Source organism: Gordonia bronchialis DSM 43247, from assembly GCF_000024785.1.
Taxonomy (GTDB): Bacteria; Actinomycetota; Actinomycetes; order Mycobacteriales; family Mycobacteriaceae; genus Gordonia; species Gordonia bronchialis.
On sequence record NC_013441.1, the window covers coordinates 2,775,790 to 2,802,203 of the forward strand.

24 protein-coding genes and 1 other annotated feature are annotated in these 26,414 nt (G+C 65.1%); of the genes, 10 read left to right on the top strand and 14 right to left on the bottom strand.

Annotated elements, in window-relative coordinates; all coding sequences use genetic code 11:
* Positions 1-17: 17 nt before the first annotated feature.
* The 7 genes from GBRO_RS12895 to GBRO_RS12925 form a co-directional block, all read right to left on the bottom strand.
* On the bottom strand, positions 18-347 hold the full coding sequence (locus tag GBRO_RS12895; protein WP_006438343.1) for a metal-sensitive transcriptional regulator: 330 nt from the start codon (positions 345-347) through the stop codon (positions 18-20).
* Positions 344-2,521 carry a copper-translocating P-type ATPase gene (locus GBRO_RS12900; protein ID WP_012834381.1) on the bottom strand — a complete coding sequence of 726 codons (2,178 nt, stop codon included), beginning with the start codon at positions 2,519-2,521 and terminating at the stop codon, positions 344-346. Before GBRO_RS12900 ends, GBRO_RS12895 begins: the two co-directional genes overlap by 4 nt.
* The gene (locus GBRO_RS12905; protein WP_012834382.1) at positions 2,518-4,875 is read right to left on the bottom strand and encodes a heavy metal translocating P-type ATPase; all 2,358 of its coding nucleotides are present in this window, start codon (positions 4,873-4,875) and stop codon (positions 2,518-2,520) included. Before GBRO_RS12905 ends, GBRO_RS12900 begins: the two co-directional genes overlap by 4 nt.
* A 63-nt stretch (positions 4,876-4,938) precedes the next feature.
* Positions 4,939-5,898 (bottom strand): hypothetical protein, encoded by a 960-nt coding sequence (locus tag GBRO_RS12910; protein WP_012834383.1) that lies wholly within the window; start codon positions 5,896-5,898, stop codon positions 4,939-4,941.
* Between the two features lie 92 nt (positions 5,899-5,990).
* On the bottom strand, positions 5,991-6,197 hold the full coding sequence (locus GBRO_RS12915; protein ID WP_006438347.1) for a heavy-metal-associated domain-containing protein: 207 nt from the start codon (positions 6,195-6,197) through the stop codon (positions 5,991-5,993).
* Between the two features lie 101 nt (positions 6,198-6,298).
* Positions 6,299-7,567 carry an MFS transporter gene (locus GBRO_RS12920; RefSeq protein ID WP_012834384.1) on the bottom strand — a complete coding sequence of 423 codons (1,269 nt, stop codon included), beginning with the start codon at positions 7,565-7,567 and terminating at the stop codon, positions 6,299-6,301.
* Positions 7,568-7,570: 3 nt separating this feature from the next.
* Complete coding sequence (locus GBRO_RS12925) at positions 7,571-8,707, bottom strand: PLP-dependent cysteine synthase family protein (protein ID WP_012834385.1); 1,137 nt, start codon at positions 8,705-8,707, stop codon at positions 7,571-7,573.
* A 243-nt stretch (positions 8,708-8,950) separates the two neighbouring features.
* Between GBRO_RS12925 and GBRO_RS12930 the strand changes: the two genes are divergently transcribed.
* From GBRO_RS12930 to GBRO_RS12940, 3 genes are read left to right on the top strand one after another with little or no spacing between them, the layout of a single operon-like run.
* Positions 8,951-9,685, top strand: coding sequence for a response regulator transcription factor (locus GBRO_RS12930; RefSeq protein WP_005180009.1), 735 nt, complete (start codon positions 8,951-8,953; stop codon positions 9,683-9,685).
* Positions 9,675-10,907, top strand: coding sequence for a sensor histidine kinase (locus GBRO_RS12935; RefSeq protein ID WP_012834386.1), 1,233 nt, complete (start codon positions 9,675-9,677; stop codon positions 10,905-10,907). The genes GBRO_RS12930 and GBRO_RS12935 overlap by 11 nt, the downstream gene beginning before the upstream one ends.
* 47 nt (positions 10,908-10,954) lie before the next feature.
* Positions 10,955-11,335, top strand: coding sequence for a BlaI/MecI/CopY family transcriptional regulator (locus GBRO_RS12940; protein WP_005180013.1), 381 nt, complete (start codon positions 10,955-10,957; stop codon positions 11,333-11,335).
* Positions 11,336-11,388: 53 nt separating this feature from the next.
* Here GBRO_RS12940 and GBRO_RS12945 read toward each other — a convergent pair whose 3' ends face one another.
* Entirely contained in the window at positions 11,389-11,718 is a 330-nt protein-coding gene (locus GBRO_RS12945; RefSeq protein ID WP_012834387.1) for a hypothetical protein, read from the bottom strand.
* A gap of 27 nt (positions 11,719-11,745) precedes the next feature.
* Positions 11,746-12,159 carry a hypothetical protein gene (locus tag GBRO_RS12950; protein WP_227892890.1) on the bottom strand — a complete coding sequence of 138 codons (414 nt, stop codon included), beginning with the start codon at positions 12,157-12,159 and terminating at the stop codon, positions 11,746-11,748.
* Positions 12,160-12,636: 477 nt separating this feature from the next.
* Here GBRO_RS12950 and GBRO_RS12955 point away from each other — a divergent pair, with 477 nt between their 5' ends.
* The 4 genes from GBRO_RS12955 to GBRO_RS12970 are packed head-to-tail and all read left to right on the top strand — an operon-like array spanning position 12,637 to position 15,813.
* On the top strand, positions 12,637-13,020 hold the full coding sequence (locus GBRO_RS12955; RefSeq protein ID WP_012834389.1) for an ArsR/SmtB family transcription factor: 384 nt from the start codon (positions 12,637-12,639) through the stop codon (positions 13,018-13,020).
* Positions 13,017-14,972 (top strand): heavy metal translocating P-type ATPase, encoded by a 1,956-nt coding sequence (locus tag GBRO_RS12960; RefSeq protein WP_012834390.1) that lies wholly within the window; start codon positions 13,017-13,019, stop codon positions 14,970-14,972. Before GBRO_RS12955 ends, GBRO_RS12960 begins: the two co-directional genes overlap by 4 nt.
* Positions 14,969-15,469, top strand: coding sequence for a signal peptidase II (lspA, locus tag GBRO_RS12965; RefSeq protein WP_012834391.1), 501 nt, complete (start codon positions 14,969-14,971; stop codon positions 15,467-15,469). Before GBRO_RS12960 ends, lspA begins: the two co-directional genes overlap by 4 nt.
* Positions 15,466-15,813: a DUF3703 domain-containing protein gene (locus tag GBRO_RS12970; RefSeq protein WP_012834392.1), complete on the top strand. Its 348-nt coding sequence runs from the start codon at positions 15,466-15,468 to the stop codon at positions 15,811-15,813. Before lspA ends, GBRO_RS12970 begins: the two co-directional genes overlap by 4 nt.
* A 462-nt stretch (positions 15,814-16,275) precedes the next feature.
* On the opposite strand, the gene GBRO_RS24710 is transcribed toward GBRO_RS12970, so the two are convergent.
* Together GBRO_RS24710 and GBRO_RS12980 are read right to left on the bottom strand one after the other, a co-directional pair.
* Entirely contained in the window at positions 16,276-16,887 is a 612-nt protein-coding gene (locus GBRO_RS24710; RefSeq protein WP_321573992.1) for a DUF5134 domain-containing protein, read from the bottom strand.
* 36 nt (positions 16,888-16,923) lie between these two features.
* Positions 16,924-18,176 (bottom strand): IS3 family transposase gene (locus GBRO_RS12980; RefSeq protein ID WP_085948627.1). Its coding sequence is split into 2 segments (ribosomal slippage): positions 16,924-17,882 and positions 17,882-18,176, totalling 1,254 coding nucleotides; the frame shifts between segments, so codons are not numbered across the junction.
* Positions 17,761-17,892 (bottom strand) — a sequence feature (AL1L pseudoknot). (Overlaps the previous gene by 132 nt.)
* A gap of 340 nt (positions 18,177-18,516) precedes the next feature.
* Here GBRO_RS12980 and GBRO_RS12990 point away from each other — a divergent pair.
* Complete coding sequence (locus tag GBRO_RS12990) at positions 18,517-20,337, top strand: cytochrome c oxidase assembly protein (RefSeq protein WP_115311699.1); 1,821 nt, start codon at positions 18,517-18,519, stop codon at positions 20,335-20,337.
* Here GBRO_RS12990 and GBRO_RS12995 read toward each other — a convergent pair.
* Positions 20,334-22,598, bottom strand: a complete 2,265-nt coding sequence (locus tag GBRO_RS12995; protein WP_012834395.1) for a heavy metal translocating P-type ATPase — start codon at positions 22,596-22,598, stop codon at positions 20,334-20,336. The two genes, GBRO_RS12990 and GBRO_RS12995, sit on opposite strands and share 4 nt — an antisense overlap.
* A gap of 113 nt (positions 22,599-22,711) precedes the next feature.
* Between GBRO_RS12995 and GBRO_RS13000 the strand changes: the two genes are divergently transcribed.
* Positions 22,712-23,083 (top strand): BlaI/MecI/CopY family transcriptional regulator, encoded by a 372-nt coding sequence (locus GBRO_RS13000; RefSeq protein WP_012834396.1) that lies wholly within the window; start codon positions 22,712-22,714, stop codon positions 23,081-23,083.
* A gap of 116 nt (positions 23,084-23,199) precedes the next feature.
* A complete protein-coding gene (locus GBRO_RS25300) occupies positions 23,200-24,051 on the top strand; it encodes a M56 family metallopeptidase (RefSeq protein WP_227892891.1) in 852 nt (283 codons plus the stop codon).
* A 239-nt stretch (positions 24,052-24,290) separates the two neighbouring features.
* Here GBRO_RS25300 and GBRO_RS13005 read toward each other — a convergent pair whose 3' ends face one another.
* Entirely contained in the window at positions 24,291-24,512 is a 222-nt protein-coding gene (locus tag GBRO_RS13005; protein ID WP_041919884.1) for a hypothetical protein, read from the bottom strand.
* Between the two features lie 74 nt (positions 24,513-24,586).
* Positions 24,587-26,371, bottom strand: coding sequence for an aa3-type cytochrome oxidase subunit I (ctaD, locus tag GBRO_RS13010; protein WP_012834399.1), 1,785 nt, complete (start codon positions 26,369-26,371; stop codon positions 24,587-24,589).
* Positions 26,372-26,414 lie beyond the last annotated feature (43 nt).

Consider the following 26,414-nt stretch of genomic DNA (forward strand, 5'->3'; position numbering starts at 1 on the left):
CAGCGCGGTGTGGTGGGTCAGGAACGAACGAGGCGAGCGATGGCCGCCGAGGCTTCAGCGATCTTCTCCTGTGCCTCGTCGCCGCCGGCGTGGGCGGCATCGAGCACGCAGTGGGTGAGGTGGTCGTCGAGCAAGCCCAGCGCCACCCCCTCCAGTGCCTTGGTCAGCGCCGAGATCTGGGTCAGGATGTCGATGCAGTACTGCTCCTCATCGACCATCCGGTGGATACCTCGGGATTGGCCTTCGATGCGCTTGAGCCGGGCCAGGTATTTGCCCTTGTCGCTGATGTAACCGTGGGAGGAGTGTTCCGGTGCGGAGGAGTTTCCCGGGGCGGAGGCAGTGGTCATGGACTCACCTTCTCAATGGATCTCGGTCGGTTGTGCTGCAGTGCACGCACTGTACTCGCGCCTGGGTGCAGGTCGAGTCGGCGCAGCAGTTGCGCGTTGAGTGCGACCACGACCGTCGAGGCTGACATCAGAATCGCTCCGACCGACATCGGCAGGACGAACCCGATGGGCGCGAGAATTCCGGCGGCCAGCGGTACCGAGATCAGGTTGTATCCCGCTGCCCACCACAGGTTCTGCTTCATTTTTCGGTAGCTGGCGTCCGACAGCTCGATGACCGACAGCACCGAGCGGGGGTCGTCGCTGGCGAGGATGACCCCGGCCGAGGCGATCGCGACGTCGGTGCCGGCCCCGATCGCGATGCCCACATCGGCCTGGGCCAGGGCGGGGGCGTCGTTGACGCCGTCGCCCACCATCGCCACCTTGCGTCCTTCGTGCTGCAGTTCGGCCACCTTGCTGGCTTTGTCTTCCGGGCGTACACCGGCGAACACCCGATCGATACCGAGGTCGTGAGCGACGGTGTGCGCGACCGCTTCGGCGTCGCCGGTAATCATCACAACCTCGACCCCGCGGGCGTGCAGCACCTCGACGGCTTGGCGGGATTCCCCGCGCACCTCATCAGCAAGTTTGAGAGCTCCAATCAGCTCAGTGTCGCGGGTGACATGCAGGATGATTGCGCCGTCGGCGCGCCAGCGATCAGCGATGGCCAGTTCCTGATGGCCCTGTTCCTCGAGCATGCGGGGCCCGCCCACCCGCACTGTGGCGCCCTCGACGCGAGCGGTCACACCGACCGCCGGTGACGAGGTGAAGTCGGTGGCCGCCGGCACCGGCCGCGCGCGGTCTCCGGCAGCTGCGACAATCGCTCGCGCCAACGGGTGCTCACTGTCGGCTTCGGCGCTGGCGGCCAGGGCGAGCACGGTGTCCTCATCGACGCCGTCGGCGGCCGCGATCTCGATGACCGTGGGCTCACCCTTGGTCAGGGTTCCGGTCTTGTCGAACAGCACCGCATCCACAGTGCGCATGGCCTCAAGTGCCAACCGGTCTTTAACCAGCACGCCGCCGCGGGCGGCGCGTTCGGTGGCAATGGCCACCACCAGGGGGATAGCCAAGCCGAGTGCGTGCGGGCAGGCGATGACCAGCACGGTGATGGTTCGAATCACCGCCTGGTCGGGTTGGCCGATGACCGTCCACACGATGGCCGTGATGATCGCTGAGCCGAGCGCGAACCAGAACAGCAGCGCTGCAGCGGAATCGGCCAGCCGCTGGGCGCGGGAGGTGGAGTTCTGCGCGTCTGCCACCAGGCGCTGAATCCCGGCCAGCGCCGTGTCATCGCCGGTGGCGGTGATCTGGACCCGCAGCCCCGAGTCGGTGGCCACCGTGCCGGCCACCACCTGATCGCCGATGCCGCGGCGCACCGTGCGCGATTCTCCGGTGACCATGGATTCATCGAGCTCGGCCGAGCCGTCTACGACGCGACCGTCGGCCGGCACGCTGGCCCCCGGGCGCACGATCACCACATCTCCGACCTGCAGCTCACTGGGAGCAACCGTGGTGATCTGGTCGCCATCGACGCGTTCGGCCTCATCGGGCAGCAGCGCGGCCAGCGAGTCCAGGGCCGAAGTTGTCTGGGCCAGCGACCGCATCTCGATCCAATGCCCCAACAGCATGATCACGATGAGCAGCGCCAGTTCCCACCAGAAGTCCAGTTCGTGGTGCAACACACCGATGCTCGCACCCCAGGACGCCACGAAGGCCACCGTGATCGCCAAGGCGATCAACAGCATCATTCCCGGTGCACGCGACCGCAGTTCTGAATAGGCGCCTACCAGGAACGGCCGCCCACCCCAGCAGTACATCACCGTACCCAGCACCGGTGAGACCCACTTCAACACCTCACCATCGGGTAGGTCATAGCCGATGAGCATCGCGAACATGGGCGAAAAGGCCACGACCGGCACAGCCAGGGCCAGCATGATCCAGAACAGCCGCCGGAACTGCCCGACGTGATCACCATGCCCCCCATGCCCAGCGTGATCATGGTCTGCGCGGGCGCGCTCAGCATGGTGATCGTGGTGGTTGTGTGACGCTGCGGCGAGTTGGCCGTGGTGGCGTTCATCGGCGGCGTCGTGACCGACGTGCTCAGGGGAAGAGTGCTCGGAGGAGGAGTGCTCGTTCATACCGTCACCTTATACCCCTGGGGGGTATACGTCGAGGGGTTGGTGGATGGAGTTGTGGACGATGAGTGGGGCGGGCTGGTGAAGGCGCGTAACCGCAGGCTGTTGCTGACGACGAACACGCTGGACAACGCCATGGCGGCCCCAGCCAGCATGGGGTTGAGCAGTCCCAGCGCGGCCAGCGGTATCGCGGCGACGTTGTAGGCGAATGCCCAGAACAGGTTCATTTTGATCGTTTTCAGAGTGGTGCGTGCCAAGGCGATCGCGTCGGCGGCAGCGTTGAGGTCGCCGCGGACCAGGGTGATGTCAGCGGCATGCATGGCGGCGTCGGTGCCGGTGCCCATCGCCAGCCCGAGATCGGCGTGGGCCAGGGCAGCGGCGTCGTTGACGCCGTCGCCGATCATGGCCACAACCTTGCCGTCGGATTGCAGGTCGGTGATGACGGCGGCCTTGTTGGCCGGCAAGACGTTAGCGATGACGGTGTCGATACCGACCTCAGCGGCCACGGCATCGGCGACGGTCTGGTTGTCGCCGGTCAACAGGATGGGCGTCATACCCAGTGCGGCGAGCCGGGCGATGGCGTGTGCGCTGGTGGGTTTGATCGCATCGGCGACCGCCAGGACCGCATGGGCGCGGCCGTCCCAGGCGACGAGTACGGCGGTCTGTCCGGCTTCTTCGGCGGCGGTCTGCGCCTCGTTGAGGTGAGGGTCATCCACGGCGATGCCGTGTTCGGCCAGCAGCGTCGGACGCCCGACGGTGACCACACGTCCCTGGACCAGACCGCGCACGCCTCGACCTTCGAAGTTGCGGAAGTCGTCGACCTCGTCGAGCGGCCCGACTTCGGCGGCTGCACCAGCAGCGATGGCGGCCGCGACGGGGTGCTCGGAGGCATTCTCCACCGCTCCAGCGAGGGCGAGCACGTCTTCGCGAGTGGTGGAGGGAGCAGTGGTGACCTGGACGAGTGTCATCTGTCCCGTGGTGACCGTGCCGGTTTTGTCGAGGACAACGGTGTCGACGGTTCGGGTGGATTCGAGGACTTCGGGGCCTTTGATCACGATGCCGAGTTGGGCTCCGCGGCCGGTACCGACCAGAAGTGCGGTCGGGGTGGCCAGTCCCAGAGCGCAGGGGCAGGCGATGATCAGCACAGCGACCGCGGCGGTGAACGCCGCTTGCAGGGGATAGCCGGCGCCGATCCACGCGCCGAGGACAGCGATGGCGACGGCGATGACCACCGGCACGAAGACACTTGAGATCCGGTCGGCCAGTCGCTGGGCGTGGGCTTTGCCGGTCTGGGCGCGTTCGACCATCGCGGCCATTTGCGCGAGTTGGGTGTCTGCCCCCACGCGGGTCGCCCGCACCCGCAGGTGCCCGCCGGCGTTGACTGTCCCGCCGGTCACGGTGTCGGCGGGGGCGACCTGGACTGGCATCGACTCGCCGGTGACCATGCTGGCGTCAACTGCCGAGGTGCCAGACACCACCACACCGTCGCTGGCGATCTTCTCGCCGGGCCGCACAATGAACTCGTCGTCGACGGCGAGCTCGCCGATCGGTATCCGATGCTGGTGGCCGTCCCTGATCACTGTGACGTCTTTGGCGCCCAGCTCCAACAAGGCCCGCAACGCCGCACCGGCTTGCCGTTTGGACCGCTTCTCGAAGTATCGGCCGGCCAGGACGAACATCGTGACCCCCGCGGCGACCTCGAGGTAGATGTTGCCTGCACCGTCAGAAGCGCTGACCGTCAGGGTGAATCCGTGGGTCATGCCTGGTTGTCCGGCGGTGCCGAAGAACAACGCATACAACGACCACAACAGCGCCGCGGTGGTGCCGACCGAGATGAGGGTGTCCATGGTGGCCGCACCGTGGCGCAGGTTGAGCAACGCGGCGCGATGAAACGGCCATGCCGCCCACACGATCACTGGCGCGGCCAACGTCAACGACGCCCACTGCCAGTAGGTGAACTGCAACGTCGGGACCATTGCCAGCGCGATCACCGGTACCGAGAGAACCACCGCACCGATCAGTCGGTGACGCAAGGCCACGAGCTCCCCGTCGTCGTCCGAAGGGTCATCGTCGGGGGCGGCACCTTTGGTGGGAGTGGCGGGCAGCGCAGCGTGGTATCCGGCCTGTTCGATGGTCTCGATCAGCAGGTGTGGGTCGACACCGGCGGGTGCGCTGACGTGAGCTTTTTCGGTGGCGTAGTTCACCGAGGCGCTCACTCCGTCGAGTTTGTTCAGTGTGCGTTCGATGCGTGCCGCGCACGATGCACACGTCATGCCCGACACGGCGAGTTCGACATCGACGGCGCCTGTCTGCTCGGCGGTGGCCGCAGGTGGGTGGATCGGAGCTGAGGTGGTCATGGGGGAGTTCCTCGTTGGGTGAATGCCTCGGCGCAATGCCCCGGGGTGGCGCTGGTCAGCGAGTTAGTGTCCGGCGTGCGGATCGACCGAGGGGGCCGTGGAGTCAGGTGTCGGGGCAGGGGTGCCGGTGGGGGCATCGAGAACGAAGGTGGCGGTGTGCACAGCGCCGTCGACCTGGAAGTCGAGGTAGAGCAGATAGCGGCCCGGGGTGGGGGCGGTGGTGGCGAAGCGGACCTGTGGTCCCGCGAGTTGACCGGCGGTCGGTGCCACGCCCTCAGGGTGAACATGCAGGTAGGCCAGGTCGCCTTGACGCAGGGCCACCAAGTGACCGAAAGCGCCCAGATACGGCTGCAGGGTGGTAACCGGTTGTCCTGCTCGGCGCACGGTGACGGTCAGTTCGGACTCGGCGCCCGCGCGCAGATGACCGGCCAGCTCGATGTCGAACCCGTCGACGGATGACTGTCGTGATTCGGCGGTGGGTGGGGCCGGCTGGTAGTCACCGCTGACTTCGACGGTGCTGGTGAGGGTGAGGGGTTGGCCGGTGGCGGCGGGCACGAAGTCGGCGTAGATCCGGTAGCTGCCTCCCGTCGCCCACTGCCAGGGCAGCGTCCAGCGCCCTTCGGGCGAGAGAGTGGGGTGCACGTGTCGGAAGTGGGTGCCATCCGCGCGGACGACGATCAGGTGCAGCTGCTTGTCGTGCTCGGTGGCGAAGTCGGTGACCGCGGTCCCGGCGGCATCGAGGATCTCAAAGCTCAATGGAGCCTGCACCCCGGACGCATGGGGTGCCACCACATTCCCCAGGATGAAGCCGCCTGCTGCCAGCGAAACCCCGCGAACCTGATCGGCACCCGGAGACGAGGCGGATGTTCGCGACTGTGGTGCAGCATTGTGATCGGCATGGGCGGACTCAGCCGGGGACGTCGACGCCCTGTCGGACGCGACACCAGCGGCGATGGCGTACGCCGCAGCGAAAACTATCAGCAGGGCCGCGGCGAAGACGCCGAGCTTGGTTGGAACATTCATCGCTGGATTCCTGTCATCGGTGGTGGCGACACACACGCCGCCCGGGGAGGGGCTGAAGTCGCCAGTGGGCAGACACTTCAGCCCCTCGTCGGCTACTGCGCCAGGTGGTAGCCGGCCTCTTCGACCGCGACGCGGATCGCGTCGGGCTCGATCGGGGCCGAGCTAGAGATGGTGACTTGCCCGCTGGCCACGTCGACCTCGACGTCGGTCACGCCGGCCAGTGCTCCGACTTCTTCACGCACCGACGACGCGCAGTGCCCACACGTCATTCCGGAGACGATCACTGTCGATGTGCTCATGAGATGTGCCCTTTCGGTACAGCAGTGGTGCCGACGACCTTGGGGGTCTGTCGCTGTGGCGTCTCGCCACACCACCTTTATACCCTACCCCCCTAGGGTAATCAATGGGTGGAGGTGGGTTGAGCTTCGGTGGGGGCGGAGACGCTGAGCCATCCGCGGCGGTGCAACATCAACAGGGCGGACGCCGCCGCTATGCCGGTGAGGACTAGAGCGATCCACACCAGTTCGGGCATGTCGCGGGTGGTGGCCGCGCTGAACAGCCACCCGGTCGCGGCGTTGCCGAGCAGAATCCCGATCCCGACGATGGTGTTGTAGAGCCCGTAGTGGGTGGCGACAAGCGTGCCGCGGGCCAGTCCCACCACCGTGTCCATTTCGAATGGGAACACTGCTGCGGTGGCGGCGGCGAGCAGAGCTGCGGTGAGTAGCAGTGCGGCGATGTTGAGGGCGATGTTGCGCTGATGCGTTGCGGTGCCGGCGACTAGGGGCAGGAAAGCTGCAGCCATCAGTGTCATTCCCACGCTCAGGCTGCCGGTGCTGCCCCAGCGGTTGCCGAACCATGTGGTGATGCGTAGCTGTCCGGCGATGGCCACCAGACCGGTCACCACGAACATTGCGGTGACAACACTGGTGGCGAGGGTGGGGTTGTCTGCTATGCGGTCGGCATGTAGGGGCAGGGCGAGGTAGACCTGGAAGGACAGCACGTAAGAGCTGGCCATCGCCGCAGCGAAGAGCAGGAATCGCCGGTTACGTACGACGCTGCGCCAGTCCTGAATGATTGAGGTGTTGCTTGGGGCTGGTGTTGTTGCGGGTAGCGCTTTGATCTGCACGAGGGTCAGGACCGCGAAAACTGCTGCCGCACAGAGAGAGGTGAGCCGGAAGTCCAGGGCGGTCAGGGCTAGTCCGACCAGCGGCCCGAGCAGGATGCCGGCCTGGTAGAAGACGTTGAACACGGCGAATGCTTCGATCCGGCGCTCACCGGCGTCGGCGGCCAGGTAGGCCCGTACGGCGGGGTTGAACAGCGCCCCGGCGAATCCCGTTGCCGCCGAGGCGATCAGGATCGCGGGCAGCGAACTGGCCAGGGCCAGTAGGACGAATCCGATGACCCGCATCAGGCATCCGGCGATGATGAGCGGTTTGTACCCCCAGCGGTCAGCGAGTGTTCCCCCGATCAGGAACATGCCCTGTTGGGAGAAGTTGCGTATCCCCAGGACCAGGCCCACTGCCCATGCGGCCAGGGCCAGCGGGCCGGCGAGGTAGGCGGCGAGGTAGGGCATGAGCATGTAGAAGCCGAGATTGATGGTGAACTGGTTGACCATCAGCACTTGGCTGGGGCGATCGAAGCTGCGGAAACTGCGGTAGAGGCGTCGCATAGATCAGCTCGTGGGCTCGGCGTGCGGCACGCAAGTGGGGTCGATGATGGTAGGGCACCGCGTCCAGCTGCTCGCGACCTGAGTGAGCGGATCGCTGATGGTGTGGGGGGCAGTGGGCGGCGCCGGGGCGCCGATCAGGTCGTGAGCTTGGCAGTACTCGTCGTTGTAAATGGTTCCGTAGTAGCGGGCGGGGCCATCGGGGAAGACCGCCGCGATGCGCGTATCGGCCGAACGAGTGCGAGCCAGCCAGCCCGAGACCAGGGCCACCGCGCCCACGCTCCAGCCGCCGGTGGCGTACTGCGTGGCGGCCAGGGTGCGGCATGCCCAGACTGCTTCGGCCGGCGCCACCCAGTGCACCTCACTGAACTGGTCATAGGCAACGTTGCGGGGGTAGATGCTCGAGCCGAGTCCCCGCATGATCCGTGACTGTGCGGGCTGGCCGAAGATCGTCGAGCCGATGGTGTCTACGCCCACGACTTCCAGCTCAGGGTTGAACTGCCGCAGAGTATGAGCCACACCGGCTGAGTGCCCACCGGTGCCCACCGAGCACACCAGCACATCGATATGGCGCAGCTGCGCGATCAGCTCCACACCCAGTGAGCTGTAACCGGTCACGTTGTCGGGGTTGGAATACTGGTCGGGACACCACGCAGCCTCGTCGCGCTCGAGCAGGGTGCGCACGCGGTCGCGGCGGGCTTGTTGCCAACCCCCGACCGGATGGGGATCGCTGACGACATCGACCTGGGCGCCGTAGGCGGCGAGCATCTGCCGCAAGATCGGTTCCAGTCCGGGGTCGGTCACCAAGGTCACCGGATGACCGAACACGATGCCCGCTAAAGCCAGGCCTAATCCCAGTGTCCCACTAGTTGATTCGATGATCTGCGCCCCCGGGGCCAGCTCTTCACGGGCGCGGGCGCGTTCGACCATGTGCAGCGCCGGCCGGTCTTTCATGCCACCGGGGTTGAAGCCTTCCAGCTTGGCCCAGAAGCCGCGCCCGTGCTCGGCGAAGGGTTCCTCGATGCGCAACACCGGGGTGCCGCCCACCAGCTGACGACTCAGCCCAGCACGGGGCGACGCGGCTTCGGCGGGGAAGGTACTGGCGAATGGATCACTGGTGGTGAGGCTGTAGGAGACAGTCACACGGGCATCCTCTGCGTTGTTGAACAGGACGCCGCCGGGCAGAAATCAGATCATCAGTGTGAGAGGGAACTGTGTCGTAACGTTCCACCCGGCGACACCGCCACCTTGCCCACCGAACCTCAAGGCTGATCGGCAGCGTGGATCAAGATCTGCTCAAGAATGCCCACGAGGTTGGATGATCGTGTAGACCACCGCCACCATAGGAGCGTGCCCCAAGATCGCAACGTCGTCGACGACCTCCATATGCCGGTGGTCCGACCACCGCACGGTCTGCACGCCCTGGTGATCGAAGATGAGCCCGACATTGCCGAAGTCGTTGCTGACTACCTGCAGCGCAGCGGATTCACGGTCACCGTTGCGCCCGACGGCCAGGAGGGAGTCGCCGCCGCACGCACGGCGAGTCCGGCAGTAGTCATCCTCGACCTGGGCTTGCCGTCACTCGATGGCGTCGAGGTCTGTCGACAGTTGCGCACCTTCACCAACGCCTACATCGTGATGGTCACGGCCCGCGCGGACGAAGTCGACACAGTCGTTGGCCTGTCGGTGGGGGCCGATGACTACCTCACGAAACCATTTCGCCCTCGTGAGCTGATGGCGCGCATCGACGCCATGCTGCGCCGACCACGGCCGACCCCAACCGGCGAGTCGCACCCGCGGACGATAGGGGAGCTCACCCTCGACCCTCAGGGTCGTGAAGTCCAGGTGGAGAGCACACCCGTGGAGCTGACTCGGACTGAGTTCGACGTTCTCGAAGCGCTCACGCGGCGGCCCGGTGTTGTGTTCAGTCGAGAGCAACTGCTCACCGAAATCTGGGGACCCGACTGGGTCGGCGATGCCCACGTCGTCGAAGTCCATGTCGCCAGTCTGCGCCGCAAACTCGGTGACAGCGCCGTAGCCGGCCGATTCATCCGCACCGTTCGCGGAGTGGGCTACCGGATGGGTGACGGCCAACCTCGAGGAGCCAGCGATGAACGATGAACGTCGACGGTTACGTATCCCCGGCAGCTTCGGCTCCCGGCTCATGCTCGCTCAAGCTATCGTCATCGCCGGCGGCGGCATCAGCGTCGCGATCGTGGCACTATTCGTGGCTCCACACACCTTCCACGACCACCTCGGCCAAGCTCGCCTCGAGCCAGGGTCAGTTCAGGCCGACCATGTCGAAGCCGCGTTCACTTCCTCGATCGTCGTCTCAATGTCTGCCGCATTGATCACCTCGACGATCCTGGCCACGGCCGTCAGCTGGTTCCTGGCTCGCCGCGTACAACAGTCAGTCGCCAGTGTCGCCCGCTCAGCCGTGGCTATTGGCGCCGGCAACTACCGCACGCGCGTACCCGATCGCCAGCTCGGCACCGAGTTCACCCAGCTCAGCCGAGCTATCAACCAACTTGCACAACGGCTGGATTCACAAGACGACATCCGTAAGCGGATGCTGTCAGACCTTGCCCACGAACTGCGCACCCCACTGACCACCATCGGCGCGATCACCGACGCCATCGAAGACGGAATCCGGGCTCCCGACTCCCACACCTTCGACGTCGTGCGCACCGCCACCACCCGCCTGCAGCGTCTCGCCGAGGACATCGCGACCGTATCCAGCGCCGACGAGCATCAGATGCCCCTCCACCCGGCGACGATCACTGTCAACGAACTGCTCATCGCGACCTACGAAGAAGCCGCCGACCTGTTCACCGACGCCAAAGTCACGCTAGGCATCGTCACCACCGCCGCGCGCGTACACATCCATGTCGACGCCGAACGAATGAGCCAAGTACTGCTCAATCTGCTCACCAACGCGCTGCGACACAGCTCCCCGGGCCAGCGAGTCGTAGTCAAAGCCGACACCGCCCCGGCACACGCGGTGCGCATCAGCGTCGTCGACTGCGGGGACGGCATTCCCCCTCAACACCTTCCACACATCTTCGACCGCTTCTACCGCACCGACTCCTCACGCACCAGAGACGCCGGCGGCAGCGGAATCGGCCTCACCATCGCCCGCTCCATCGTCGAAGACCATGGGGGCACCTTGCTCGCCGAAAGCCTGGGAACCGGACACGGAGCCACCTTCACCATCACGTTGCCGACCACCACCCGACGTCACATCCACCGCAGCACCCCTGGAACCGAATTCTCCGTGGCCTTCAAACACCGCCCGCCTCGCGGCGCTGCCGATGCGCTCCAACGGGACCAAGCTACTAACTGAGGTAGTCCGTCGTAAGATTGACCCGCATCTAGAGATGGTGGGTGAAAATGACTGGGCTGGGTTCACTGGAACGCGCAGTGATGGACGTGCTGTGGTCAGCAGGCGCGGCGATGTCGGTGCACGACCTAGTCGAGGAACTCCACGACCGCGAACCGGCCTACACCACAGTGCTCACCGTCGTCACCAACCTGCACAAAAAAGGGTTCGTCGGTCGAGAAAAAGTCAGCCGCGCCTACCGGTACTTCCCCATGCAGACCCGTGAAGAGGCCACCTCACGCACCTTGCGTCAGGTCCTCGACGCCAGCGGGGACTCCGCGGCAGTACTGATGCACTTCGCCCAGACCGTGACACCCGCCGAGCGTGAAGTGCTCAGCGAATACCTCACCCTCAAACCTCGCCACACCCGCGGCGGCGGCACCAAAGCCTAAGCCATAGAAACCCTCCGACAAGGGAAACCCCGGCGAGGCCCAGGCCCGACTACTCAACCGATCGCGCGCCCCTTGACTGCTGGGAGTAGACGCGCCACCAGCGCACCGGCCACACCCGCAGCGAAGGCCGCAGCACTCAGAGCCGACACCCAGTCGTGCACATCCACAGCGGTCAGCACCCGCAGCTCAACCGGATCACCGCGCCCGACTCCTGAGCGGGGGTCGGATGGCACGAGATCCGACGTTCGGAGCAGCATCACCAGCCAGAACGCGGCCACCGCCTCAAACATCACCACAGCAAGACCCACCGCACGGGAGATCGTACGGGCAGGACCGCGCGGGCCGAACCGACCCGCACGCCGCACCGCGACACCGTCAGTCATGCCTCACCACCTCCCCGCACACCCCCATCACACCCCACTTCTACTAACCACCTTCGTATTTTGTGGCCATCGGGCGTGGGCACAGGAGGCCGGCCGGGCCAGGCGGAAGACTATCGCGGCCACCAGACCGAAAATCGCGATCACACTGCCAGTACGGACCCACCTCGGGGGTCGATTGAGCTCTGCCCTCAACGCCAACTCGGCAATCGGATCAGCAGGCACCACACCAACCTCGATCGGCCCGCCCGTGGCCGCGAACACGATGAACACCCACATCGCCGAGGCCATCCACACGAGCGAGTCCACCATCACCGCCAACGACGCACCGTGCAGACGCGCGGAGAACAGCATGAATGCCCCAACACAGAGCAGCGCCAACACGATCGCCGCCGCGAAAAAGCCCGGGGGGGCAACCACCATCACGCCGCCGGCCGCACTCACAGCAAGCGCACACGAAACGACGAGCGCCCGCCAAGCCTCCCCACCTCGACCCGGCCGACGGGCAGCGGCGACACCACACGCTACGACCGCACCGAACAGCCCCAAGAATGCCCCTTGGGCCACAACGCTTGCAATCACCGCGCCTCCAACAGCCATCTTGAAACTATTACAAATAGTAGTTCAGATGGGCCGGAGGACGCTGAGCGGCGGGGGAGTAGCTCTACCCCATGGATGGACCGGGGCCTCCAGAGGCGAGGAACCCTGGGCCGCGCTCACACCAGTCCTAAAGGTGTCTGCCACCCGACTTCGAGAGTGACCCCGCGGTACACGCCAATCTGGCGTGCCCGCAACTGGAAGCGCAACAACCCACCGACGCGAACGGGTGGTCGAACCGGGCGGTGCCGACGATGCCCCTGCGGGTATCCCGGATGTCAAGGTGATGCTTTCGGAATCGCCCAACACGGTTATTATCGTGATATGACGATTGATAGTGCGGATGGGTGCCTCGCCGCGGCGGGTGCCGGATCGAATCTGGATGCGGCGGTGGCGTTGTTTCACAGCCTCTCCGACGGGACTCGGTTGGCGATCGTGCGCCGCCTCGCCGACGGGGAGTCGCGGGTGGCGGACCTGGTCGGCGAGCTGGGGTTGGCGCAGTCGACGGTATCGGCGCACGTGGCGTGCCTGCGGGACTGCGGCCTGGTCACCGGCCGCCCGCAGGGTAGGCAGGTGTTCTACTCGCTGACCCGCCCGGAGTTGCTGGACCTGCTCGCCGCCGCCGAAACCCTCCTCGCGGCCACCGGTAGCGCGGTCGCGTTATGCCCGAACTACGGCACGGACACCGGTGCGGGGGTGACGGTGTGAGCGACGCCTGCGGCTGCGGCCACGACGAACCCCGCCCGGAGGGCGAAGAGAAGCACGAACCCGACAAGCTGTGGCAGGTCACCGAGATCCGGGCCGCCGTCCTCGCCGGGGTGCTGCTGGTCGCCGCCCTGATCGTGGGGTGGTCTGACGGCTCGCGCCCGGTGGAGCTGGCCCTGGAAGCGGTGGCGTTGGTCGTCGCCGGCTACACCTTCGTCCCCTCCACGCTCAAGCGCCTGGCCAAGGGCAAGATCGGGGTCGGGACGCTGATGACGATCGCCGCCGTCGGCGCCGTCCTGCTCGGCGAGGTTGGCGAGGCCGCGATGCTGGCGTTCCTGTTCGCGATCAGCGAAGGGCTCGAGGAGTACGCGGTCACTCGCACCCGCCGCGGCCTGCGTGCCCTGCTGTCCCTGGTTCCGGACACCGCGACCGTCCTGCGCGGCGGCCGCGAACAGACCGTTCCCCCAGCGGATTTGGCGCTCGGGGAGATCATGATCGTCAAACCCGGGGAGCGGATCGCCACCGACGGCATCATCCGATCCGGGCGCACCGCGCTGGACACCTCGGCGATCACCGGCGAATCGGTGCCGGTCGAGGCCGGACCCGGCGCGGAGGTGTTCGCCGGCTCGATCAACGGCACCGGTGTCCTCGAGGTCGAGGTCACCGCCGGTGCGGAGGACAACTCGCTGGCCAAGATCGTGAAAATCGTCGAGGCCGAACAGTCCCGCAAAGGGGAGGCGCAGCGCCTGGCCGACAAGATCGCCAAACCGTTGGTCCCGGGTGTGATGGTCGCCGCGGTGCTGATCGCCGCGATCGGCAGTGTGTTCGGCGATCCGTTGGTGTGGATCGAACGCGCCCTGGTGGTGCTGGTCGCCGCCTCCCCGTGTGCGCTGGCCATTGCGATACCGGTGACGGTGGTCGCCGCGATCGGTGCCGCCTCCAAACTCGGTGTCCTGGTCAAAGGCGGTGCTGCACTGGAATCGTTGGGCCGCGTCCGCGGGATCGCGCTGGATAAGACCGGAACCCTGACCCGCAATCGCCCCGAGGTCATCGACGTCGCGACTACCGGCGGCGCTACCCGCGACGAGGTGTTGACTGTCGCGGCCGCGCTCGAGGCCCGCAGCGAACATCCCCTCGCCCGGGCGATCCTCGCCGCCGTCGACGACTACACCCCGGCCGAGGGCGTCGAGGCCATCCCCGGCGCCGGATTGACCGGCCACGTGGGCGGTACCCCCGCCCGCCTCGGCCGGCCCAGGTGGATCGAACCCGGCCCCCTGGCCGCGGACATCGAGCGGATGCAGCACGCCGGGGCCACCGCGGTGCTGATCGAACGGGACGGTCGCCTGATCGGAGCGGTCGCCGTGCGCGACGAGCTGCGCCCCGAGGCCCGCGAGGTGGTCGTCGGGCTCCGCCGCGGCGGTTACCACGTGGCGATGCTCACCGGCGACAATGACCGCACCGCACACGCGTTGGCCGCCGACGTCGGCATCGACGAGGTGCACGCGGACCTGCGCCCGGAGGACAAGGCCCGCATCGTCGGCACCCTCCGCCAGGAGCGGGCGACGGCGATGGTCGGCGACGGCGTCAACGACGCCCCGGCCCTTGCCACCGCCGACCTGGGCATCGCGATGGGCGCGATGGGCACCGACGTCGCCATCGAAACCGCCGACGTCGCCCTGATGGGTGAGGACTTGCGGCACCTGCCGCAGGCGCTCGCGCACGCTCGGCGGTCGCGGACGATCATGCTGCAGAACGTCGGCCTCTCGCTGGCGATCATCACCGTCCTGATGCCCCTGGCCCTGTTCGGGGTACTTGGCTTGGCCGCCGTCGTCCTCGTCCACGAGGTCGCCGAGATCGTCGTCATCGGCAACGGGGTCCGCGCCGGCCGGGCCGCCGCCCTCACCGGCCCGGCGGCAGCACCCGCACCGGTTCCGGCGACCGCGGCTCGAGCATGACCAGAACACCGGAAGCGAAATCGCGGCGGTCACGGCGCCTGCTGGTCGTTGTGGCCGCCGGGCTGGTCGCGGTCGCGCTGGTCGTCGACTCGATCGCCCGGCAGGCGCTCGCCGGCGACCGCAGCGTCGACCTCGGTGTGCTGCAGTTGAAGGTGGCCTACAACACCGGTGTGGCGTTCAGCATGGGCAATCAGCTACCACCCCCGGTGCTGCTCACGGTGACCGGGCTGATCACCGCCGGAATCGCGGTATACGCGTGGCGGGCAGCGCCCACCAGCAGCTGGTCCTCCATCGTCGGGCTCGGAGCGATCTTCGCCGGCGCCGCCGCCAACGTCATTGACCGCACCCTCGACGGGAAGGTCACCGACTACCTGCACACCGGGTGGTTCCCCACCTTCAACCTCGCCGACACCTTCCTGTCCTGCGGGGTCGCCCTGCTGCTGGCCGCCCAGTTCGTCGAATCTTGCTCCGCCGAGTCGAAGGTGAGCACGTCATGATCGCAATGCCCACCGCCGTCCGCACTGCCTACACCGCCGAGATGGCCGCCGCCCGCACCAGCACCGAGGACACGCAGCGGTGGTCACACCTCGAGCGCGCGCACATCCTGTCCCAGCCTTTTTCGTGGCCGCATACCAGCAACCACATCGCCATGCTCGTCCTCGCCCTGCGCCAACACGACCGCCGGGAGGCCCTCGGCCAGGTGCTGCGGATCATCGTCGCCGCCCCCGGCTCGGTCCTGGGCCGCTACCCCGAGGGCAACACCGGCCGCACCCGCGCCGGGCTGATGACACCGATGCCGATCCCCGCGGACCTGGCCGCGACCCTAGCCTCGACCAGCTGACACCCGTGCGGTGCGTCCGCACGGCACCACTAGATCAGGTGCCAGCCGACCGCTACCGGTGTGGGGCGGCTGGGGCACTGCGGGAACGGCCGGTGCGGGCAGGGCCGGCCCGGCGGGCCCGTCAGCTGCTTGGGCGACGTTGTCGGTCTTGAGGATCGTGGTGACGAGTCCGTTGGAGATTAGGGCTCCGTTTTCGAAGTCCGTTCGCTGTCCGTTCGGCACCCGGTATTCGTTACCTGTCGGCAGGCCGAGTCGCCCGTGTCCGTTCCGAGTTGCGCGAACCGTGCGAAGATCTTGCCGAGCACGGTCCACGTCCGGCCGCACACTCGACCACGCCATCGACGCACTACGACAGAGTCTCTCTATTCTGGTCATGAGTTGCTTCTCGCGGTGGGTTGCACTCAGCTGTCACGTGTGCGCTTTCGCGCTTCGCCCGTGAACCCGTGCCGACTCACTGAGCCGTCAGAGCAACGTCGCAAACATGATGCCCATAGCCGCGGCCATGCAGCCGTGGCACAGCCATCCGATTTCGCGTTGCCATCGTCGGGTGAACGACACTGCCTGTGACCGGCGAATGCGTGGTGCTGCCCACATTGCCGCCACGAACTTGCCGGTGCACACCAGCGTCGCAACGAGAAACGCTAGGACGATGAGCAAGTTCAGGGGGCTCATCCAACCCGGACTCGAAGTCGCACCATGCATGCTAGCCATCTCGGCTACGGCATCGTCAGCGCCGAGGTGATGCGACGCGGACGGACCGTCGGCGCCCGACGACGCCAGCGAATGTCGACTCATTACCGCATACATCCACACCATCGAACCCATCGTCAGCGATGCGTACACATAAAACCTACGCGCCATAAGAGTTCGGGCGGCGATGACGGCTAGTACCACGGTCGCGCCAGCGAAAAACACCAAGGGTGGGACACCCGACAATCGAAGGCCGATCGGCCATGCCATCACGATCATGGCAACGACCATCACCAGGAACAGCGAGTGTGCGATCTCATAATGACGGTCACCCCGCCGACGGATCAGGGCAGTAATACTGTCAATTGCGCCGAGTCCAAACAGGACTGTGAACCGTCCTGGATCGGATAGAGACCTGGTTCAGGCCACCTCCGCCACGGAGGCGACGCTGTCACGATAGCGCGTCTCGTACTCGACGGGTGAGCAGTAGCCCAGGGAGGAGTGCAGCCTCTCGGCGTTGAACCAGTGCACGTAGGCGGCGGTCTCTCGTTCGACCTCGCCGCGGTCCTTCCAGGCGCGGCCGGTGTCGATCAGTTCGGTCTTGTACAAGCCGATCGCCGACTCCATGAGCGCGTTGTCGAGCGCATCGCCGACCGATCCTATGGATCCGGTGATGTTGGCCTCGGTCAGCGCAGCGGTGAATGCCAACGATGTGTACTGACTGCCCGCATCGCTGTGATGAACCAAACCGGTTGCGGTGAAGTCGAATCCGGATCGGCGGCGGGCGAACAACGCTTGCTCGACAACACTCGTCACCAACGGTGTGTGCTTGCTCGCCATGACTCGCCACCCGAGGATGCGTCGCGAAAACACATCCACGAGGAACGCGACGTAGACAAACCCCGCCAATGTCCACACATACGTGAAGTCGGCCACCCACCACTGATCCGGATGTGTCGGTGTATCCCATTGTCGTTCAACATGATCAGGGAATCGTGGCGCCCTATCGTCTCGGTGGGTCGTGGTGGTGCGATGGCTGCCGCGTACAGCACCGGAGATGCCGCAGATCCCCATCAGCCGGCCGACCTGATCACGACCCATCACGTGACCGGCGCGCCACATCGTGTGATACATCTTGCGCACCCCGTACACACCGCGGTTCTTCTCGAACTGCTGGTAGACGGCATGAGCGGCGTAGGCCTCCTCGAGCATCGCTGCCGAGACCAGGCCACGCTGCTTGTGGGCATAGTAGGTGGATGGGGCAATCTGCATTCCGTACTCGGTGAGTACCCGGCAGATCGGATCGACCCCGAACCTGTCCCTGTGATCGTCGATGTACTCGACGATCAACGAAGTCGGCGGTCGATCTCCGCCGCGGCGAAAAACGCCGACGCCGTCTTCAAAATCTCATTGGCTCTGCGCAATTCGGAATTCTCACGACGCAGCTCACGCACCTGAGCATCCAACTCCCCACTGGTCGTACTCACCCCCGAGGAGACCACCGGCGTGTCCTTCTCGATCCAGTTACGCAGCGTCGCCTGATTGATATCGAGCATCTCGGCGACATGCCGGCGCGCCGCCGACTTCGACCCGCCCACCTCGCCGAGCCGATCCTGATACATCCGCACGGCACGCTCACGCGTCTCCTGGTCAAACTTCCGTGGTGCTCCCATGACAGCATTCTCCTGGTGAGATCACGGTCTCCACCAGACCCAGGACGGTTCACTGTGACGACCCACCGAAGCAGGACATCCTCGACCAACGTCACGCTCCGTCCTCAGGCCCGCCTGCCAGAAATACTATCGGTAGTAGTAGCATGCCGAGGTGGATGAACCAAGGCTGGCCCCTGCTGAAGTCACCCGAGATTCGATGTCTATGACTGGACGCGAGTCGGCGTGGGTGCTGGGCGCTACCGCGGCTGCGGTGGGCCTGGGCCTGGTGGCGTATGCACTAAGGGTGGGTGCATCGCGCTACTTAGAGAGCGGAGACCCGTTTCCAGGACGCACTTCTGCGGTGCTCGATGTCGTGGGCAACTATGTCGGTGCCGTTCTTGCCGCCCTGGTTGTCGGTGGGTTGGTGATCATTGCGATAGCGACAGTCATCGACTCCGACGGGTACATCGACGTCTCGGTCTATCGCACTCATCGCCTGGTGCGACGGCTGTCGGCGTTGTGGATGGTGTGGTCGACTGGGATGGTTTTGGTCGCTGCTGCAGACACTGCCGGCCTGTCGGTGGTCCGGATGGTGGTGACCGGTCAGGTGGGGTACGCGGTCAGCGTCAGCCTGCCCGCCATCGCTTGGATGGTTTGTGCGGTGGCTGCGGGGGTGGTGTCCGTGGTCACCGCGATGTCGTTGCGGTGGTTGACTCATGTGTCGATGTTGCTGCCTGCTGCGATTGGGGTAGCAGCACTGCCTGCGGTCGGCAACGCCGCGCAGGGTCCAGATCATGACTACACCACCGGGGTAGTGGTCTGTTTCGCCGTCGCTTTTGCGGTATCGCTGGGGGTTCGGTGCATGCAGCATTCTCGGGCGGGAGGGCTGTGTGCGAACTCAATGAACTATGCTGCTGCACAACGCATTAAGAAGGTGTTGTGCACTGCTGATGCTGTGGCTCTAGTTTGCGTTGTTGCGGTTGCGGGGTTGTTGCGTACTCGCGATGTGCCAGGATCTGCGTTCGGGGTTGCCACCGGGGTATTGATCGTGTCGTTGGTGGGTCTGGTGATCGCTGACGTCATCACCCTCCGCGTGCGCCGCGACACGGTGGTACCAGCGGTCGCGGCGGGTGCGCTCGTTGTAGCCGCGGGTTGTTGGGCGGTCATGGATACCCGCGTGGCGCCGGGGCTGATTGCCCACCCGTTCACGGTGTGGGATGTGTATCTGGGCTATCCGCTTCCAGATCCTCCCGCGATATGGTCCATGCTGGGCGTGTGGCGGTTTGACATCGTCGTGGGCGGTGCGGCTGTAGCGATGGGGCTTGCCTACGGGATTGCAGTGCGGCGTTTACGTCGGCGTGGGTCTGGCTGGCCGCTGGGTCGGGCCGTCTCGTGGTTCGCCGGATGCGTTGTGTTGGTCCTGGCCAGCAGTTCGGGTGTCAGAGCTTACGGAAACGCCATGTTCAGCGTGCACATGGTGGAGCATATGGGGTTGAGCATGATCGCGCCGGCACTGCTGGCGCTGGGCGCCCCGGCGAGTCTGGCGTTGCGGGCTTTTCCCAGACATGCTGCTGGACAGCAGCTTCCGAGTGCTCGTTCGACGGTTCTTATGATTCTTGACTCCCCGACAGTGCGGGTGCTGACTCACCCGGTTGTTGCACTGTCGCTGTTTGTCGGGGTTCCATTTGCAGTGTATTTCACTCCGGTGTTTGGGATTCTCGCTCGTTACCACTGGGGGCACATCGTGATGAGTGGGTTGTTTGTGGTCGTCGGTTACCTGTTCTTCTGGACGGTGACCGGGGTCGATCGGGGGCCGCGTCGCTTACCGATCCTAGGTCGATTGGGACTGCTGTTTGCGGCGATGCCGTTTCATGCATTTTTCGGTATCGCACTGATGACGATGTCTACGGTGGTAGCCGAGTCGTTCTATCAGCAACTTCAGTTGCCGTGGCAGCCTGATCCTGCGCAGGATCAATGGGTCGGCGGAGTCCTCGCCTGGGTGGTCAGCGAGGTTCCGATCGTGGTGATCATGGTGGTGTTGGTTGTTCGGTGGGCGCGGCAGGAACGTGCTGGGCGTCGACACGATGACTACGCCGTCGGGGCTGGCGGCGCGGATTCCATGGGTGACATCGACACCGAAATCCATGAGCTCGCCGCGGGTCGCCGCCTAGGGGGACGCTAAGCGCGGGCCGGTCGTCTCTCTGTCGACCGGTCTGCGCCGAACCGGCGCAGTCGCAGGCTATTTGTCACGACGAAGAGTGAAGACAATCCCATCGCCGCTCCCGCGATAAGAGGGTTGAGCAATCCCGCGGCGGCGACTGGCAATGCGGCGATGTTGTAGCCGAACGCCCACACAAGGTTGACCCTGATCGTGCGTTGGGTGGCTCGAGCTAGATCCAAAGCCTGAACGACACCTAGGAGGTTTGAGCGCATTAGCACGATGTCGGCGGCTCCGATCGCGATGTCGGTGCCGCGGCCCATGGCCACTCCGAGGTCTGCGGTGGCCAGGGCTGGCCCGTCATTGATGCCGTCGCCGACCATCGCCACACATGCTCCGCCCCGGCGGAGGGTGTTGACAATATCTGCTTTGGCCGCTGGAAGGACTTCGGCCACCACCTCGGTGATCCCGACCTCGTCGGCCACTGCGTGAGCAGCGCCGTGATTGTCGCCGGTGACCAGCAGCGTACGGACGCCGCGTCGCCGCAGCGCGGTGACGGCAGTGTGTGCCGATGGTTTCACTTCGTCGGTGACGGCGATGACGGCTACGGCGACCTGGCCGATGGCCAAACACACGGCGGTATGTCCGGCGCGTTCGAAGTCGCGGTAGGAGCGGACCAGTTCTTCACTGACGGTGGCCCGGTCTGTGACCCACGTCGGCGAACCGAGCGAGACCTCAGTCCCATTGATGATGCCTCGTACACCGCGGCCGACCTCGGCGCTGAACTCGAGACAGTCCTCCAGGGGCGTGTCCTGTGCTGCGCTGGTCAACGCTCTGGCGATGGGATGTTCGGAGTGTTGCTCGAGCGAGGCCGCCAGCCGGAGTGCCTCTCGGGCAGAGATGTCGGTGGAGACGACGATGTCGTGAATGCATGGGACTCCGGTGGTGATCGTTCCTGTCTTGTCGAGGAGGACTGTGTCGATGCGTCCGGAGAGCTCCAAGGCCTGGTGGCCTTTGAGGAAGATGCCCAGCTGAGCCCCTCGTCCGGCAGCCACCATGAGAGCCATGGGTGTGGCCAGCCCCAACGCGCACGGGCACGCGATCACTAACACTGCTACTGCCGCACTCAGGGCGTGCTCGAGCGACCCGCCGGTACTGAGCCATGCCGCTGCGGTGACGGCAGAGAGCGCCACGACAGCGGGGACGAATAGGGTGGCGACGCGGTCGGCGACGCGTTGAGCTCGAGCTTTGGTGAGTTGGGCTTGATCGACGAGCCGAATCATCTCGGCCAGGCGGGTGTCGTCTCCCACGGCGGTGGCTGAAACAACTAGCGTCCCCTCCAGGCAGACTGTTCCACCGACAACCGCAGACCTCGCGCCGGGTTCAGCAACAATGGGGGCATTCTCGCCGGTCATCATGCTCGCATCAACCGATGCGCGCCCGTCCACGACATCGCCATCGGTGGGGATGGTCTGTCCGGATCGGACGATGACCGTGTGGCCTACTTTCAGCTCTTCCGTGGGCAGCGACATCTCGGTGCCGTCGGCGAGCAGAATGTGGGCGTCGGTCGCGCGCAGGGCCGCGAGTGAACGCATCGATTCAGCGGCGCGCGCTCGTGCCCGGGCCTCGAAGTAGCGGCCGGCCAACACGAAAACGGTGACCCCGGCCGCGACTTCGAGATAAATCGAGTCACTGGCGGCGATCGCGGCCCACACGCCTGGTTCGGTGGGTGCAGTGGAGGGCGTCGCGAACATTGAATACAGCGACAGTCCGCTAGCAGCAAGCACACCGATGGAGACCAGTGTCTCCATCGTCGCGGCACCGGTCCGCAGTGCGGTGCGGTAAAACGGCCACGCACAGTAGGTGACGATCGGGGCGGCAAGAACGATGAGGAGGATTTGCCACCCGGGGAAGCGCAATTCGGGAATGACCGAAAGCACGACAGATACATCAGCAAGGGGAATGAACAGGACAACCGCGATGATCAGCCGACGCAGCAACCCCTCGGCGTGTGCGGTGTCGGGATCGATACGGCTAAGGTGCGGCACGTGCGGAGTGGCAGTGTACCCGGCCCTATCCACGGTCGAGATAGCCTCCCCGACATCGATATCGCTGCCTATGTCGATCGTTGCCCGGTGCGTGGCGTAGTTGACCGAAGCCCTGACACCGTCAATCTTGTTGAGTTTGCGTTCGATCCTGTTCGCACATGCCCCACAGGTCATGCCCTCGATGTCGAGTTGGATCTGGCGTACACGGCGATCTGCACAGTCGATGGTCTGCGTCACGCTCACGACCTCGCTATCGTGTCCGAAGGGTTCTGACGCGTAACCGCGCCGAGACTACTAAGCAGGCTAGTTTGTCGTAAGCTGAAGGTCGACTTCAAGGACGGTAGGGCAAGATGACTCGGCTCGGATCGCTAGAGCGCGAGGTGATGGATGTGCTGTGGGAAGCTGGCGCCGCGATGTCGGTACACGATCTCGTTGACGCCCTGACCGACCGAGACCTGGCGTACACCACCGTGTTGACGGTGGTCACGAACCTGCACAAAAAGCAGTTCCTCGGCCGGGAGAAGATCAGCCGCGCCTATCGGTACTTCCCGTTGCAGTCGCGCGAGGAAGCTACGTCGCAGACACTGCGGCAAGTTCTCGATGCCAGCGGCGATTCCACGGCCGTGTTGATGCACTTCGCCAAGATGGTTACTCCCGAGGAACGTGACGTCCTCAGTGAGCACTTGTCGCGGGCCAGAACTGGCCGTCCGCGGAGGCGTTGACAGTGAGTGTGGCGTTGGCGCACCTTGTGGGTGCGGCAGTGTTGGCCGTGCTGGCCCCCTACGTGCTGGATCGACTGCCCGCTCGTTGGTCGCCACGCGTCGTGATGACCGCATGGGTGAGCAGTATCGCCACTACGTTGGCCCTACTGGCTTTGTCGGCGCTGACGGCGCTTCTGCCGGATCCGCCACCGGCTGAACAATTCGTTGAAGCTCTGGCCCGGTGCGCCAGCGCCGTCTTACATGCGTTGCGTGACGATTTCAGTCAGTTGTATGGGTTCGGTGTGGTCGTGGCGGCGGCGGCGGTTGTGGCGCGCACGGCAGGTTCTTATGTCCGCCATACCCGCCGCTCATGGCGTATCCAGCGACTGCACCGCGACGTTGTGGCAGTGGTGGGGAGCACCGAAGCTGATACTCCCGACGTTCTGTGGATTGATCATCCCTATCCGATGGCCTATTGCGTGGGCGGCCGTAGTGGATTCGTTGTGGCCACCAGCGCGTTGAAGACCGATCTCTCGCCCGAGGCTCGCGCGGCGGTGCTGGCTCACGAGTTCGCTCACCTACGATCCCGACATCACCGAGTGGTTGGCTTCTGCGATGTGATGGCGCGGGCGCTGCCGTTAGTGCCACTGTTTCGGCGTGCACCCGCAGCAGTGAGCGCACTGGCTGAGGTCGATGCGGACATGGTTGCGGCGCGTACGACCAGTTCTGCGGCCGTTCGAGCAGCGTTGACATCTATCGGTGCTGCTGGCGGTTCCGCCGCCGGCGGCGCTAGCCCGGCTCTCGGTGGAGCCCACGCGGGGTCTGCGACCCGCTACCGACTGCGCATGCTCGAGCAGGCAACGACCGAACCCACAGCGGGTAGATACGCGCTCGCAGGTATGGCTCCGTTAGCAGCGAGTGCGATGTGCGCCGCCATGGCGTTGCCCGCGTTGTCTCTTCTCGTTCACGGCCTTACTGCCTCCTACTAGCTCGCGACAGCAACGGAAGCGCCCCGGGGTGTGGGGTTAGGCGCTGAGCGGCCTCTGTTACTGCAGCGAACGGGAGACCCACCTCGACTGCCACCGGTGGCAGTCGAGGTCCCCGTTGTCGTCGTCACCTTCGTGACGTGATGAGCTTCGAAAGCGTGTGCATCGTTGTCGATAACGCATCCCATGTTCTTGCCGCGCAGCGCGGTCGATTGACCCGCCCTGTTCTCGGACCTTCACGGTCAGCGGCCGCTGCGTTGCGCTGCGCGTGCCACTACGGTCGCTGTCAGTCGCGCGACGCAGGCCGCGATCGTGGCCGCGGTGAGCCACACAATCAACGGTGTGGAGGCGACATGCTCGGCGATGGTCTCGTTGTAGCCACGATGGGACTGCTCATCGAGGAGAGACCCCGCCACAGCGGTGAGCACGAAGGCGAGCAGCGTGGTGTACAGAACGGTGAGCATTGCAAACCATCGCGGCATAGCCAGTGCACGACGGGGACGGGGATGTTGGTAAGCACTAATCCCGGGATGCATGACTAGCGGCCTCCTCGATCGGCGTCCGAGGATGCCTCATGTGTGCCCGTCGTCAGGGGTTCACGGCGAACTTCCTCGGCGGCCCTGCTCTCTTCGTGGAATGAACCAACATGGGCTTCAGCGCGCATTCGTTCGACCATGTGCGGGTAGTGCAATTCGAACGCCGGACGCTCCGAACGGATGCGAGGGAGTTCGGTGAAGTTGTGGCGCGGCGGCGGGCAGCTGGTGGCCCACTCCAGGGAGTTGCCGAAGCCCCAGGGATCGTCGACGGTGACGACTTCGCCGTAGCGGTAGCTACGGAAGACGTTCCACAGGAACGGCAGGGTCGAGACGCCGAGGATGAACGCACCGACGGTGGAGATGATGTTGAGCGTGGTGAAGCCGTCTGACGGGAGGTAGTCGGCGTAGCGGCGGGGCATGCCTTCTGCTCCGAGCCAATGTTGCACCAAGAAGGTGAGGTGGAAGCCGATGAAAGTCAGCCAGAAATGGACCTTGCCCAAACGTTCGTCGAGCAGGCGTCCGGTCATCTTCGGGAACCAGAAGTAGATGCCGGCGTAGGTGGCGAACACGATGGTGCCGAAAAGCACGTAGTGGAAGTGGGCGACCACGAAGTAGCTGTCGGAAAGCTGGAAGTCTATGGGTGGGCTGGCCAGGAGCACACCGGTGAGCCCGCCGAAGAGGAAGGTGACCATGAAGCCGACCGAGAACAGCATCGGGGTTTCGAACGTCATGTGGCCACGCCACATCGTGCCGATCCAGTTGAAGAACTTCACACCGGTCGGTACCGCGATCAGGAACGTCATGAAGGAGAAGAACGGCAACAGCACAGCGCCGGTGACGTACATGTGGTGCGCCCACACCGCGACTGACAGCGCGGCGATGGCGAGGGTGGCGTAGACCAGTCCTGAGTATCCGAACAACGGTTTGCGGCTGAAGACCGGGAAGATCTCGGAGACGATGCCGAAGAACGGCAGCGCGATGATGTAGACCTCGGGGTGACCGAAGAACCAGAACATGTGCTGCCAGAGGATGGCGCCGCCGTTGGATGGATCGAACAGATTCGCACCGAATTGGCGGTCGACTTCGGCGCCGAGAAGTGCCGCGGTGAGTAGCGGAAACACTAGCAAGATCAGCACGCTGGTGACCAGGATGTTCCACGTGAAGATCGGCATGCGGAACATCGTCATTCCAGGCGCGCGCAGGCAGATAACCGTGGTGACCATGTTGACCGCGCCCAGGATGGTGCCCAGACCGGACACGGTCAGTCCGAGAAACCACATGTCTGACCCCACGCCCGGTGAATGGATTGCGTCGCTGAGCGGGGTGTAGGCGGTCCAGCCGAAGTCTGCGGCGCCGCCGGGAGTGATGAAGCCGGCCAGCGTGACGCTGGAACCAAAGAGGAACAGCCAGAAACCCAGTGCGTTGAGCCGAGGAAAGGCGACGTCGGGAGCGCCGATCTGCAGGGGCAGTACGAAGTTGGCGAAGCCGATCACGATGGGGGTGGCATACATCAGCAGCATGATCGTGCCGTGCATGGTGAACAGCTGGTTGTACTGCTCAGTCGAGAGGAATTGCATACCCGGCGTCGTGAGTTCGCCGCGCATCAGCAACGCCATCAATCCGCCGACGAGGAAGAACCCGAAGCACGCGACGATGTACATCATGCCGATCAACTTGTGATCGGTCGTAGTCAGCATCGTGTAGATAAATGACCCTTTGGACTTGCGCCGCTCGGGATAGGGCCGCTTGGCGACCACCTCGGGCGGGCGCGGGGACACCGCGGTCATGGAGGTCCTCCATCTGACTCGGAAACGGTGGCCCTGTTCGAAC